Origin of the sequence: Vibrio sp. SNU_ST1, assembly GCF_030563405.1 — a bacterium.
Classification (GTDB): Bacteria; Pseudomonadota; Gammaproteobacteria; order Enterobacterales; family Vibrionaceae; genus Vibrio.
In genome coordinates this window covers 1633956-1648905 of the sequence record NZ_CP130748.1, presented here as the reverse complement: position 1 = coordinate 1648905, position 14950 = coordinate 1633956, and the positions used below count along the sequence as shown (strand labels likewise).

The window sequence follows — 14950 nt, the reverse complement described above, 5'->3', positions numbered from 1 at the left end:
CAAAATGGGAATCAAAACAAAATACGAATGAAAAGGGTCTTTTAGAAAAGAGGAACACCAGTCGGGTGTTCGCGTTTTTAATAGATGTTGTTTTGGTACATATTACTTGGAGCATATTGTCATGGCTAATAAATGCTCCGTGAACGGGAGTTCAAAAATTGATTAGCTCATTTTAGGGATCACTGTAATTACCGGAACACCCAAAATATCTTCGACTTCATCTTTGCGTTTGATTGAAGAGTCGAACAGCTCAAATAGTACGGCTAAGCCAATCCCCAATCCTATACCTGCGGCGAATCCAGCGAGAATGAAGATAAATGTCGGCATGTTAGATTTCATACTAGGAGTGAAAGGTAAATCGATTATCTTTACCCGCTTGTTTTGCTCGAACACACCTAATGAACCGGTTAGCTGAGCCATTTCATAACGTTCACTCAGTTCATCGTATAGCTGACGCTTGATTTCAACATGTCGCTTAAGGCGATACATTTCTTTAGCGTTTTCACCAAAATTGTTGGCCTTGTGCTCTAGTTCAAAAACCATAGTGCGTAGGCTTTTTGTTTCTTCAGTTAAAGATTCAAAGCGAGATCGAACTAACTGTAAGCTGTGTAGTTGTGTGACTAAAAGTGGTTGGGTATCGGAAAGCTTACTGAGTGTTGTACTACTTGCGATATCCCAAAGTTGGTCACTGTTCATAGTTGGCTGTGTCACTTCAAGTAAAGTTGCTCTTTCCTTTTCGAGCCTTTCTAGCTCACGAACTTTAGCCTGTACGGCACTGTGTTTATTTGTGTACTTTGCTTGAAGCAGAGTCAGTTCACTACGGAAGTCTATGATCTGGTCTTCTATTCGACCGATTACAGGGTTGGTTTTAGAAAGCTGTTGGTCAATTGACCCCAAACTTTTTTCAACGCCCGATAACTCTGCTTCTTTCTCGGCTAGGCTTTGTTTAAGTGATGCTAAACGATTCAAACTCTGGCTTTGTACTTCCGGTGTCGACTGCATGTTTTCGTTCATGTACAAGGCTAATGCTTCTTCCGCTTTTTCAAGCTCAATACGACGCTTGTCTATATGAATTTTCAGAAAGCTACTTGAATCCTCAATTGAAGATCGTTCTGGTGCAAGTAATTGTTCAATGAAATGCTCACTTACCGAACGTAAGGTTTGCTCCATTCCGACCGGAGTATTAGAGGTTAAACTGATCTTCAAAAAGTCTTTTCCTAGCTGAGTAACCAATAAACGTTGTGATAAGTCGGTGATGATTTCTTCTTTCTCTAATTCTGACATCTTCGGGGGGATGAGTTGCAGTTCTTCAGCCACAGAGTAAAGAACATGACGGCTGTGAAGCAGTGTTCTCAGTGCATTAAGTCGATCTTTTAGCATGGTCGATACGGCGATATCTTCCAAGAATGGGTTCATCTTAGCGGTTTCTTGAATCAACATACTGGTATGTGCGTCATATTTGGTCGGGGCCAATTTACTCACCCCAAAGCCGACAAAAGGCAAAATTAGAATAGGTAGTACAATCACGTAGCGTTGGCGCCACATTGCGTTCAAGATGAGCAATAACCGTAATTTCAGATTATTCATAATAGCTCCAACATCCAATGTACGAAGTTACCGCGGTTTTGCCAGCTATCTTTTTCGACGACAGAGATGGGGGGATTGGTCAGATGACGCGTATGGTCAAGTGCCCAAATCATTTGGTTTGCACTGCCTACGGTGGTTACGTGTTCTTTATATGCAAGCAAAGCAGGGAACGGCGTTGTGATAATAGGCTTACCTGCTGCAAGGTATTCCATTAGCTTCAATGGGCTGCAAGCGCGTATCTGCTCATTATCAACAAACGGCAGTAGGCTTACATCCCAGTGTTGAGAATAGCTTGGCAACATGTGATGTGGACGAGGGCCAAGGTAATGTACGTTATCCAACTTAGGTAGCATGAGCGTATCAAGCTCATTCGGGCCAATGAAAACAAAATCCCATTCTGGCATCGCATTCGCAACATGATCAATCATTTCATAATCGAGCCACTTCGAAAGACTGCCATAAAAACCAGCGATAGGGCGGTGGTTACTTGGTAAATCTTTTGCTCTTGGTACTGGTGTTGAAAATAAATTTGTGTCTACACCATGTGGTAGTAAGTGAACTTTGTGCTTTGGAAATTTATCCATCAATTTTTTGCTTGCTGCGAATATGAGAGTCGCCTTATCTATCAACTTAGATTCGTGTTGTGCAACGGTGTCATGGTCAACACCTGCGAGTGCGCTAAAGTCGTCACCGCAGTAATAAACCACAGATGATTCACCTAAGTGTCCGCATAAATCAACAGCGGTCGGAAGGGAAGTCCACAGAATAGGAGAATTCAAGTTCAGTTCAGCTATAACGGGCTTTAACTGACGTAACATCATGTGCTGAGCCAGTTTTCTAGACAACTTGGAAGAAGGCGCCGGAATGGTTTTTAAGTTCACGACTCTTATGTTGGCATGGTCGTTTGAATCAACGACGTTTTGAGAACCTAGCATGTTTTGAGTGACAGCGTTGCTTCGTCCTGTCAGTTTGTTGAAAGCACGAGTGATATCTTTAGCTGACAACCTTGGCTGTCTAAGGCCAATAGAATTGACCCATAATACTTTGTGCTGTTTAGCTAGTTGGCGAACTAAGTGTTGAGTTGATGAAGGCAGTCCACCGAAGTCTTCACCAAATACGATTAAGTCACGCATGGTCGCCCCCACGAGTTTCAAACGAATCGAACACATCAGATTCAGCCACTTCTACGGATTTAATCTGTCCCACAACTCGAGCTGGATTTCCCCCTGCGATTGTAAAGGGAGGGATACTCTTTGTTACCACGCTGCCTGCGGCTATAACGGCACCTTCGCCGATGGTTACGCCACCTTTAACCGTCACATTAGTGCCTAGCCACACATCGGGTTCAAGAATGATGTCACCGATTTGCTGAGGGTCATCACCTTCACCTAGTGCTCGACGTTTTGCATCAAGCGGGTGACCAGAGTATCCAAATAGGAAAGCGCCGCCAGCAATTCTCACGTTGTCGGAGATAACCACTTTACCTCCGACAGCAATAGTCGATTGCCAGCCGATGTCGACATTGTTGCCAATCGACAGTAGTGGGTGTTCCAAGCCTTCAAGTGGTTGTGTACAACCTGAAAAGGTAGTGTGGCCAGAAATTCGGCAGTTATCGCCAATCGAAATTTGTACAGGGCCGCTAACGAAAGGAAGGCCTCCGTACAAATAGAGACGTTTGCCACACTGAGTCAGTCGACCTTTAAAAGCTGGTGTCCAGTAGAAAAATCGAGTAAGTCCTGAAACCAAATTTACGACAAGCTTGTGTCCTTGATATAGGCAGCGATTAAGCACTTGTGGGGTAGGTAGCTCTGCGCTTCTGATATTTTTCAAAATGAAAAACACATTTCTAATTCGAGAATTAGGGTGAAACTTAAGCCAATGTTTGAATTGATGTATGGATACTGACGTCATAATGAAACTCCTCCAATTTCTTATATAGAAGTACTTTCATATACTGTGCCATTTAATAAATGTATAACTTTCAGTTGGTTAGAGTTGAGACTTTAAGCTTTCTCATTTTGACAGGCAGTTTGAGAGATGTTTGCGATAGCGACAACCAGTGCCGCGAGGATATAAATAGGCCAATTGAAGCCTTGCGTCAGGAAAGTACCCGAGACGATGGTACCGATCAACCCTGCATATACAGCGTACGCCGCGGCATTAAGGTTTGGGTCTATGGTGTTGGTCGTTTCTGAAAGTTGTTTGAGTGTCGAGCGTATCGTTTTGATCAGTGAGGTAATCAGTATCACAAATATGATGAGCCCTAGAAAGCCAGTCTCAGCGAGTACGCCAAACCAAGTACTGTGAACAGCATGGTTTAAGCCATCCCAGTGGGAACTGTAGAAGAAATAGTTAGAAAAGAAGTTATCTAAACCGACTCCGGTAAGCGGGTTATCTAACGCCATTTTAAAGGCGGCTTCCCAAGCGTAAATCCGGCCCATAGCTGACTCATCAACCCCTTGTTCAGCCGCTCCGCCTGATGCTCGGTCTGAAATTCCTGCGACCAAATAAAGGCCAATAGCTCCTATAGCGCCCAAAGTGATCAACAGTGATTTAGACCGTATTACTTTAAATGCAAAAATCCCGACAACAGCAAGTGAACCGAGTAGGCCCCCACGGCTTTGTGTTGCAATGACAGCTGCTAGCAAGAGTACAGTTACACCGACACTTAATATGCGTTTTACAAGCGGGATTCCAGTTGTGCTCGCTTGGCTGATAGCAAAGGCTAGCGGGAACATTAGAACCAAAGAGAGGTCATTTGGATCGCCCAACATCGAGCCAAAATCACGGCCAATGGTTACTCGGCTCCCTTCTACTAGGCCAATACCGTTGATTGAGTTGTTAATCGCAATGCCGGCCACTAACGCTCCTGCACAGATAATAGCGGTTGAGGTCTTGACTAAATACTCGGCGCTGTTTACTAACCAAACGATGGCGAGTGTCATCACCATTATTTTCCAATACACGCCTTTGAATTCCGCTAGCGCTATCGGCCTGTTAGACGCGAAGATAATCCCAATGAAAACCAATACCCAAAATATTGCGAGCCAATTTAAGCAAGGATGCCAGAAGATTTTAAGCTCTTTACTGATTAATGCATGCCAAAGAAGAGCAGACAGAGCGCCTAATGAGAGCATCAGCGGTATTTTTAACGAATAGAGTTGTGGAATGGCTTCGTGAATTCGGAAAAATGAAAAGACAACGAACAATAGAACTAGCCAAAATGTCTTGTTTAATATGAATAGCGCGGCTAATGGCACAAGAGCTAGCGCCACAATTACAGCAGGGTGAGGCACAAAATACCAAACAACACCAAGCCCAACGCACAACGCGCTGATAGTGATGATGACTGGCAATCTATTGGCTTCAGGGTTAATCATTGTGACCTCTATTCGCAAATAAACATTTCATGGCGCGGCTCACGATCTTTTAAAGGCGAAGTTACGCCTGATGTTAAATATTGCAAAGCGGGTGCCAGTTATGCATTTTTTTAACCAACTGATTTAATAATGGATTATTGAGTAAGACTTTAATCTTAAGTTGAGATTTGTCATTTTGAGAATCAGTATAAAACTGACTAGAACGGCTAAATTATCAAGCTAAAATAACCAGTTATCTACTAACTCTAGGATCAACGATCGAGTTGGTAGATTTCCAACAACTGCGGGACAACAGCTTGTGGCGAATATTGGTTTTTGACGGTTTCTATCGCGTTACTTCTGAGAGAGTCACGTTGTTCAATTGACAATGATATCCACAAAGATAAAAACTGTTCTAGTTCGGTTTCTGAATTGGCGAGGTAGCCGTTAACTTGGTGCTCGATGAGTTTAGGCAAGTTACCGACAGAGGTAGCGAGAACGGGAATGCCGCGAATCATGGCTTCCAATGCCGCCATAGGTAAGCCTTCAAAGCGGGAAGGGATGATTAATAGGTCGATTGGGTTCCAAACACCTTCCATATTAGTTTGATGCCCATGAAAGGTGACATTATCAGTATGTGATTTAACTAACGTGTCCATTTCTGGTCCGTCACCAAAAAGGTCAAACTGAATATCCGGAAACTGTTTAGCTAATGCGACAAATCTATCAGGCGCTTTTTCATGGCTAAGCCTTCCGACAAAGCCGACATGCAACGGACTTGATGAAGGTATATCTATTAAGCCGCTTGGAACCTTGACAAAGTTATTCAGTAGATACGTTTTACAAGGCACTTTCGCTTTAATCTTCTCACTAACCACAAGCGATTGATCAGAAAGGAAGCTACTGTAACGGTCGAGCCAGTCATAAAGCCATACTTTGCCTGTTGGGGTTTCACCTGCGTGATAGGTGGTGATCTGTTTGGTGTTGTTTAAACGAGGTGGCAGCTTTATTAGCTTGCTGACCAAACTGGCTTTGTAACCATGAGCATGGATAAGCCTTGGCTGATAATGTTGAACTGCACGTTTTATCTGTGTCGCGCTATTGCTGCTTGAACCTGCAGCACATGAAGCTAAATCGGAGAGGTAGCTATAAGGAATGTTCAGCCCTTTCAACTTTTCAACGATAATCGCTTCAGGATTAAACTTAGTCAAAAGAACGATTCTAATAGCATCTGAATACTGAGCGCTTTCAGACATCAGGCCTTGTGCTAATTCTAGAACATGCGTTTCGATACCTCCAAAAGTTTGGCTGTCGATTAACAGCCAAATCTCGTGAAGGTTCACGTTAAGTACATTTTGGCTAGGCTTGATTGTACTCATCTTCCGATTCCCAAGCCTGCTTTTTACGATAAACAGTAGAAGGGCTAAGTTCTAACAACACAGCAGCGTTTAACACATTCCCATCGCAATGATTGATGGCATGTTGAATGGCTTCACGTTCTATTTGCCACATTGGACGAATACCGCCACTGCTAGTAGTGAAGGGCGGTGTCATCGATGCTTGTCCATCTGACACAGAACCTTGGTCATTTGACGCAGTAGACTTCTGATTTGATGTTGCAGCTTGATCGAGCTCTTCTGGCGTTATGGGTGACAACTTGGCTTCTGGTGCTTCAACAACAGCGGCTTGGTACGCAGGTACTCGAATTGGCGTTACTGATTTCGACGTTGTAGTTGCCTCTACTTTATTAATTGGAGGCGGTAACATGTCTTTGGTCACGCTTGTTTCATTGTTTAACACCACGATGTTACGGATGATGTTTTGCAATTGACGCACGTTGCCTGGCCACGCGTAACGTTTAAGTAGGTTCTGCGTCTCTTTATCTATTGATTTGAATTTCTTCTTGTCTTGCTTCGCGTACAGCTTCAAAAAGTGGTTAGCCAAAGTCACAATGTCACTTCCTCGTTCCCGTAGCGGCGGCATTTCGATAGGCACAACGTGTACACGGTAGTAGAGGTCTTCTCTAAATCGACCTTCTTCCACTTCAACCAGTGGGTCGCGATTTGTTGCACAGATAATTCTGACATCCACTTTAATCTCGCGATTACCACCGAGTGGAGTAAACGTACCAGTCTGCAAAAATCGTAGGAGCTTCTTCTGCATCTCCAACTCCATTTCACAAAGCTCGTCGAGGAACAAGGTACCACCATGAGCTTGCATTGCTGCACCTTTGCGATCAGTGGTCGCTCCCGTAAATGCTCCTTTTACGTGACCAAAGATCTCGCTCTCCATTAGGTCTCGAGGGATAGCACCACAGTTAATAGCGACAAAAGGTTTGCCATTGCGTTGGCTCTCTTGGTGAATCGCTTCTGCACATACTTCCTTACCCGTACCACTTTCACCGTTAATAAACACGCTAGCAGTGGTTGGCGCTACCGAATCAATGATCTTGTAAACCGCCTGCATTGGCAGGCAAGAACCGATAAAATTATGAAAGCGGTCACGATCGAACTTGCTTTGAATGTTGTCTACGAGATTTTCGAGCTTTGCTCTGCGCAGGTGTAATCGAACTGAGGTTTTAAGGCGATCGGCTTGAATGGGTTTTTCTAAGAAGTCTTCCGCCCCTCGTTGTATAAGGTCTACCGCGATGTTGACTGAACCGTGTGCAGTCGCGATAACGACTGCTGTGGGGATTTCATTATCGCTAATCCAGTCCAACACTTCTTCCCCGGGCATATCCGGTAATTTTAAATCGAGAATGACGAGTTGTGGCGTATGCCTTTCAATGAAGGTTTTTGCTTCAGCGCCAGTCTCGACATGGAAGATGTCGTAGGGCTCATCTTTGACGTACTGCTTGTAGAGCACAGCAAGTGAGGTGGAGTCTTCAACCAACAATACTTTAGGGCGCATTGTGAAATTCCTTTTGAAACTTTATCCTAATCAATAACATAGTGGTATATCAGCATCAATACTCATTCAATGTATTTGTTAGCTACCGCATGCAATATTTATAGGCGTGTTAACTATTGTTATTTTGCATCTCAGTTGTTAAATAGAGTGTGCTTACTGGCTATGTTTTTACGTTTGAATCTTATAGCGTTAGGTAAACCCTTGGTCTTTCCTGTAGAGCAGAGCTTGAATCGAGCGTTCTGCAAGGGTCAATAAGGCATCGACTTGGCTAAAGGCCACATCATACCGCTGCTCCAAGCACTGCCTTTCTAGATTACGTGATAATTTTGACAACGGTCGGTTACCTAACGCAAGTGCTGTACTTCCTAATATGTGCAATTCGAACTCAAGTGATTCAGAGTCTTGACTTATCGCCGCTTGTTTAATTGCGGCAATACGATTCTGTGATTCTTCAACGTAATGATCGATCAAGATAGGAATCACTTCCGCGCTTGTGTCTCGAATCATTTGTTGAAGAATACTATCGTCGACAAGTTCGATATCAAGCTGTGTGTTCAAATCTGTGGGTGTGTCTGACGTTAAAGCGGAATTCATCAAACGGAGTCCTTTTGTTGAGCCTAATATCCGTGGGTACTAATAAGTTTTAGTCATTTTCTAGAATAATTTCAACTGGTTGCTGTACAAACAAAGCAATTAATTGCCTTCTCGCCCGAATTGCCACTATGTTTGTGACAAACCTAACGGACTGATTTAATTTTGTTTTCTCTTATGAAAGATAAACTTAGGTGCCTATAAACGTAAGGGGTGGGTAGAGCTCAGGAAAAAACGAGGTCGATACAAATAAAAAAGACCACTGCAGTGAATTAACAACAGTGGTCTTGAGTCGGGTTAAGTAGTTTAGGCTAACCTAAATAGCTGTAACCCAAATAACGAAAAGTAGAACTACGATGCTTTATCAATCTTTGGCTTTGGGTCGGCTTCTACTTCTTCCTCGCTATTTTCAGAGAAGATATCAGCAACAGCGCTTCTCTCTAGTTCACCTTTTAGATTACCGTCTTCATCAACAACCGGAAGAGAATAGTCACAAGACATAGTGTCTGGTAGCACTTCTTCAATCACGGCATCAGGCAAGATAGCAGGGACTTCTTCGTAGATCTCGTCACTAAAGTCATGCACCGATGCATCTTCAACGGCATCTTGTAGGCTCTCTTGAGTGACTAAGCCTTGATAGCCATCATCCGTAACGTGATAAGCGTAATCGTTCTTCAGCATCTTCATTTGTGCCAAAGCACCTTCAATCGTTTCAGAAGTGATTCGATAGAGAGGAGGCTGCATAACGGTTTCAACCGTCAACGCACGAGCACGGTTTACATCTTTAACGAATGCCTCTACATAGTCATCGGCTGGATTCAGTAGAATTTCATGTGGTGTGCCTTGTTGTACCAATTCGCCGTCTTTTAATATTGCGATTCGATCGCCTAGACGGAGTGCTTCGTCTAAATCGTGGGTAATGAAAACAATCGTCTTATGAAGCTTCTCTTGAAGTTCGATAAGCTGATCTTGCATTTCACTTCGAATCAAAGGATCGAGCGCAGAAAACGCTTCATCCATTAATAAGATTTCAGCATTAGTACACAGAGCTCGAGAAAGCCCAACACGTTGTTGTTGACCGCCAGAAAGCTGGGCAGGGTACTGCGTACCGTAACCTTTCAACCCCACCGTTTCTAACCACTCATTGGCTTTCGCTAAACGGTCTTCTTTTTTGATGCCTTGTACTTCCAACCCGTACGCAACGTTTTCTACCACGGTGCGATGAGGCATTAAGCCAAAGCGTTGAAATACCATCGACATTTTATGACGACGGAACTCTTCTAATTGCTTGGTATTCAGGCTCATAACATCGATGCCTTCAACCATGATCTTACCTTGAGTCGGGTCAATTAAACGGTTGAAATGGCGAATTAAAGTAGACTTCCCTGAACCAGAAAGCCCCATGATAACGAAGATTTCGCCACGGTTAATCTCAAGGTTTATCTCCTTCAAACCAACGGTATGACCCGTGTCAGCAAGAATCTGGTCTTTGTGTTCGCCGTTCTGAACTCGGTTCATAACAGACATCGGTTTCGGTCCAAACACTTTGTATAGGCCACTAATCTCAATCAATGGTTTAGTCATGCTTGAGTCCTCCTAGGTGCGCATTGGTTCTTCGCGCGTAAGCCTGTGAAGCGCGGTCAAAAAGAATTGCGAGGGCAACAATGGCAAAACCGTTCATCAAGCCTAATGTGAAATATTGGTTGGTGATGGATTTAAGAACTGGTTGTCCTAGGCCTTTCACGCCAATCATGGATGCGATAACAACCATAGACAGTGCCATCATGATGGTTTGGTTGATACCCGCCATGATCGTTGGCATAGCTAGAGGAAGCTGAACCCCCCATAAGCGTTGTTTCTTGCTCGCACCAAAAGCGGTTGCGGCTTCAAGGACTTCTTTGTCGACTAAGCGTATACCTAGGTTGGTTAAACGAATCACAGGAGGGATAGCGTAGATAACCACGGCGATTAGACCTGGAATTTTACCGATGCCGAGTAACATCACCACAGGGATCAAGTAAACGAATGCCGGCATGGTTTGCATGATATCAAGCATCGGTGTAACGATAGATTGCGCTTTATTTGAGCGAGCCATCGCAATGCCAATTGGAATGCCTAACAATATTGATACCAAGGTACATACAGTGATGATACTGAGCGTCCGCATGGTGTCTTCCCACATTCCGAAGTAACCAATAAGAAGCAGAGAAACGACACAACCTAATGCCAGTTTCCAAGAACGACTCGCGGCATAGACAAGGCTTGTACACACGGCGAGGACAATAATCCAAGGTGTTGAGATAAGAAGCTTTTCAAACCAAACAAGGAATGAAAGAAGTGGGTCAAAGAGAGATTCAATCATTTCACCGTATTCACGGGAAAATTCGCGGTATGCACCGTCTAGCGTTTTCTTTATGGTTCGTAAATCAGCGCGTTCCATCTCTGGAAAGCTTGAGAACCAATTGCTGTCAGCCATTTTATATCCTTATAGTTCGGAGCCTCTTGTTCATGCGATAAGAAAATCGCCAATGAAAAGGACTCCGAATCATGAATAACATCAATTATAGCGACGTTATTTCTGTTTTATTGTTGAAACGTAATTACTTAATAAGTCTCGCCGTTACAGTTCTGCTTCAACTTTTTGAGCCACTTCTTTAGAAACCCATGGGTGCCATACTTCTGGGAATTCGCTTAAGAAATGCAGGCTAGCTTCTTCACCATCTGCTTGGTTGTCTTCCATCCAAGCAAGGAGAGAGTTCATCTTATCGTTTGTGAAACCACGTTTAGTGAAGTAGTCGTACGCTTCAGGTGCACGTGAAGCAAAACTTTCAGTGGTGATAGTGTGGACTGGTGAAGGTGGGTACATGGTCGCTTTTGGTGATTCACAGTCTTCTTTGGTGGTACAGTTAAGGAACTCTTGTTCATTAACACCACTGCCAAAATCAACTTTAACCATGTCGTATTTACCTAGAACGGCAGTGGGGGCCCAGTAGTAACCAAACCAAGCTTCTTCGCGCTCATAAGCTTTTGCGATAGAGCCTGATAAGCCCGCACTCGACCCCGGGTCAACAATCGAGAAACCGCTGCCTTCTAGTTCAAGAGCTTCAAACAAGTTACCTGCACTGATTTGGCAGTTCCAACCTGCAGGGCAGCTGTAAAATGCGGATGTATCAGGGTCTTCAGGGTGCTTAAATAAGCTAGCGTGTTTACGTACGCCTTCGATAGTTGCCATCTCTGGGTATTGTTTAACTAAGTAAGCGGGAACCCAAAAACCTTCTTCACCGCCATTCACGAGTGACTTACCTGCGTAGCGAAGACGTTTTTCTTGAACACCTTTATCTAATGCGTCTTTTAAGCTGTTACTCCAGAGCTCAGGAGCAACATCAGGTTGACCTTTTTCTATCATGGACGTGCCTGTTGGCATTGTATCGCCAGGAATAAGTTCGGCATCACAACCGTAACCATGTTCTAAGATGAATTGGTCGATATTGGCGATTAGAGTCGCAGAGTTCCAGTTCATGTCTGCGATTGTTACGCTGCCACATTCTCCAGCGTTAGCATTACCGCTGGCAGCTGCTACTAACAAAAATACGGAGCTTAACTTGTATTTCATATTGAGTTTCCTTTCTCTTTAATAATACAACTAAGGTAACCAAGAAAAATTGGTTATCTAAATTGCTCGATGGTGATCCTTTCCGTGTATTTGAACCATTTGAGCAGAAGGAGGGATGGGGGAAGCCTGAATAGATGAACGAGCAAACTCAGTGAAGTGTGATTTGCCAAGTCGTCCACTGTGCTTCAATAGCCATCGAATAACTTTGTCAAACTATTACAAATTCGTCAAAAACCACCTCTATTTATAATCTTAGGGAATAATCGTACGAATTCCACCTTTGGTTTGATTTACAAGGTGCTTTATTCGACTGAGTCACATAATGTGATTGTTTATGCGCTAATTGTTTCTAAAAGCCACTAAACCCTACAATTTTCATGTGAAATGTATCGAATGGTCATTGGATGTCCTAGAAAGATATGCAGTGAGATTGTAGAGGAGGGCGAAAGTAGAGATAGATGAAGCCAACAATAAGCTACAACGTCGAGCTTAATGAAACCCACGTTCTTTACGTATCTCGATAGCATCCATAGACTCTTCAGCAAGAACCACTAACTCTTCGACTTTAGAAAAAGCTGACTCAGACTGTTTCTCTGAACACAGTTTTTCGACTTTTCTCGCTAAGACAGATAAACGGCGGTTTCCTAATGCAAGTGAGGAGCTACCCAAGGTATGAGTTTCAAATTCAAGGTTTGATAGGTCTTGTTCCTGAACTGCTTTTTTAATCAGTTTGATACGACCTGCAGACTCTACAATATAGTGCTCGATCAACATTGGCATGACTTCGGCACACGTATCTTCGACCATTTGCTCAAGAATTTGCTCATCGACAAGATCAGATACTTGAATTTCTCCTATTTGTTGATCGGCTATTTTATTTTGCTGCTCGACTATAGTGGCAGAACTCTCTTTTTCGTATGGGTTTTCTGGGGTGTCGGTTGTCTGGATGTTTAAATTTGTAGGTTCAATATTTTGAGATATCGTCACAGTAGGTGATTCGTGCTCAATCGTATTTTTTTGTTTGGTCACTAGGTGAAGGTACAACATATCAGCGATCTGTGACATTCTCATTGGTTTTGCAAGGTAGTCGTCCATACCTTGATTTAAAAATTGTTCTCTATCTCCGGCAAGTGCATGCGCTGTTAGTGCGACGATTGGCACTGATGCTTTTTGAGTGTTGGGCAAACTTCTAATTTCTGAACATGCTTGTAGGCCATCCTTTTCCGGCATAGATATGTCCATAAATATGAAGTCATAATCATTATTTTTTACCATTTCGACAGCTTGGTTCCCATCGTTCGCTATATCAATGGTCATCCCAACATTTTTAAACATGTTAACAATAACGAGTTGATTCGCTTTGTTATCTTCGGCTACTAAGATGCGGCTTGATAAAATTTTAGGGTTTAATGCCAGCGATGAAGAACCAGAACGGTTCTCTTCAACTGAGTTTGATGATTTTTCCAAAATTACCGAAAAGGTAAAGGTACTACCAACACCTTCCTCACTACTTGCAGATATGTTGCCATCCATCAGTTTCGCTAGGTGTTTACAAATAGCGAGACCTAACCCAGAACCATCACGGCGTCTTGAGTAACCTTGATCCACCATGGTGAATTCTTCAAACAAGTAACTCATTGCGTTGGATTCAATACCGATTCCTGAGTCGGCGACTTGGCATGTAATCTCTACCTTATTATCTGCGGTTTCATTAGTCTCAACGTTGACGATAACACTACCTTCGGAAGTAAACTTGATCGCATTACCTATCAAATTCAATAAGATCTGTTGAAAGCGGTGAACATCGCCGACCACCATCACGGGTAGGTCAGGTTGATAAGGAGTAACAAGCTGGATATTTTTCGCGTTAGCGCTCGGCTCGAAACTGTCAATGGTACTATGGATACACTCTTGGAGTGAAAAGGACTTCTGTTCGAGAATGAGTGTGTTGGCTTCCATGCGAGAGAAATCCAATATGTCATTAATGATTGATAAAAGCAGTTCGCCAGATGTTGAAGCTGTATTGACTAAGTGACTTTGATCCTTGGTTAAATCGGTCTCTTTAAGTAACGATAAAATGCCGAGAATACCGTTCATCGGAGTTCGAATTTCATGAGACATCGAGGCCAAAAATCGGCTTTTAGATTCAGAGGCTTGCTCAGCTTGTTCTCTGGCTTGTTTGATGTCGGTATAGTTTTTAGACAAGGAAGTAGACATGTCATTAAATGCGTTAACTACGTCACCAAGTTCGTCGTCACTTTTTATTTTCAGTTGAAAGCCAGGCCCGTGCGTTCTTACTTTTTTTACCGCAAACGAGAGCTGATATAAATGTTTCGTTAGGTAAGTACCTAAAATAAAAGAACATATGGCAACGAGAATAACTTCTATCAAGGCGATTGAACTGATGGTTTTTTTTGCGTCTGTAAGCATCGAATTAATCGAAGATGTAGTAAACCCGATTGAAATCGATCCGTACTCCAGCCCATCACTTTCTATTGGGTAGTACGTGTCGAATATTCCGTCATCGACGTTGGATAAGTTCGTATCGACCTGAATTTCTTTACTGAAATAATCGGGAGAGCCAGCGCTACTCAGCAAGATTTGATTCCGTTCCACTTTGACATAGACGATATCTTCAATCGTCATGATCTCCTTTACGATGTCATCTAATGTCGCAATGTCAGTGGATAACACTGCGTCTTTGGTTGCACGAGCAAACAGTTGGGAAGTTGCTTGTGCACGTTTGATAAGCTGTTGCTCATTAGAATCTGACAGAAATGACATTGCACTTATGACAAGAGCCATAAGCATCACTATTTCTATAGAGGCAATCCCAATGATCGTTTTTGTTCTAAAAGTCATCAGCGTATCCTTACCGTGGCGCTTTATC

At 43.2% G+C, this 14950-nt stretch carries 11 protein-coding genes; all 11 read right to left on the bottom strand.

The window, feature by feature from the left end:
- Window positions 1-162: 162 nt before the first annotated feature.
- Window positions 163-1587 carry a Wzz/FepE/Etk N-terminal domain-containing protein gene (locus tag Q5H80_RS07075; RefSeq protein ID WP_304563887.1) on the bottom strand — a complete coding sequence of 475 codons (1425 nt, stop codon included), beginning with the start codon at window positions 1585-1587 and terminating at the stop codon, window positions 163-165.
- A complete protein-coding gene (locus tag Q5H80_RS07070; RefSeq protein WP_304563886.1) occupies window positions 1584-2720 on the bottom strand; it encodes a glycosyltransferase in 1137 nt (378 codons plus the stop codon). Before Q5H80_RS07070 ends, Q5H80_RS07075 begins: the two co-directional genes overlap by 4 nt.
- Window positions 2713-3498, bottom strand: a complete 786-nt coding sequence (locus Q5H80_RS07065) for a DapH/DapD/GlmU-related protein (protein ID WP_304563885.1) — start codon at window positions 3496-3498, stop codon at window positions 2713-2715. The genes Q5H80_RS07070 and Q5H80_RS07065 overlap by 8 nt, the downstream gene beginning before the upstream one ends.
- A gap of 92 nt (window positions 3499-3590) precedes the next feature.
- Entirely contained in the window at window positions 3591-4967 is a 1377-nt protein-coding gene (locus Q5H80_RS07060) for an O-antigen ligase (RefSeq protein WP_304563884.1), read from the bottom strand.
- Between the two features lie 251 nt (window positions 4968-5218).
- A complete protein-coding gene (locus tag Q5H80_RS07055; protein ID WP_304563883.1) occupies window positions 5219-6325 on the bottom strand; it encodes a glycosyltransferase family 4 protein in 1107 nt (368 codons plus the stop codon).
- A complete protein-coding gene (locus Q5H80_RS07050) occupies window positions 6306-7856 on the bottom strand; it encodes a sigma-54 dependent transcriptional regulator (RefSeq protein WP_304563882.1) in 1551 nt (516 codons plus the stop codon). Before Q5H80_RS07050 ends, Q5H80_RS07055 begins: the two co-directional genes overlap by 20 nt.
- 189 nt (window positions 7857-8045) lie before the next feature.
- The gene (locus tag Q5H80_RS07045; protein ID WP_304563881.1) at window positions 8046-8450 is read right to left on the bottom strand and encodes an Hpt domain-containing protein; all 405 of its coding nucleotides are present in this window, start codon (window positions 8448-8450) and stop codon (window positions 8046-8048) included.
- Window positions 8451-8798: 348 nt separating this feature from the next.
- Window positions 8799-10031, bottom strand: a complete 1233-nt coding sequence (locus Q5H80_RS07040) for a glycine betaine/L-proline ABC transporter ATP-binding protein (RefSeq protein WP_304563880.1) — start codon at window positions 10029-10031, stop codon at window positions 8799-8801.
- Window positions 10024-10923 carry a proline/glycine betaine ABC transporter permease gene (locus Q5H80_RS07035; protein WP_304563878.1) on the bottom strand — a complete coding sequence of 300 codons (900 nt, stop codon included), beginning with the start codon at window positions 10921-10923 and terminating at the stop codon, window positions 10024-10026. The genes Q5H80_RS07040 and Q5H80_RS07035 overlap by 8 nt, the downstream gene beginning before the upstream one ends.
- Window positions 10924-11067: 144 nt before the next feature.
- Window positions 11068-12060 carry an ABC transporter substrate-binding protein gene (locus Q5H80_RS07030; protein ID WP_304563877.1) on the bottom strand — a complete coding sequence of 331 codons (993 nt, stop codon included), beginning with the start codon at window positions 12058-12060 and terminating at the stop codon, window positions 11068-11070.
- Between the two features lie 489 nt (window positions 12061-12549).
- Window positions 12550-14922, bottom strand: coding sequence for a response regulator (locus Q5H80_RS07025; protein WP_304563876.1), 2373 nt, complete (start codon window positions 14920-14922; stop codon window positions 12550-12552).
- Window positions 14923-14950 lie beyond the last annotated feature (28 nt).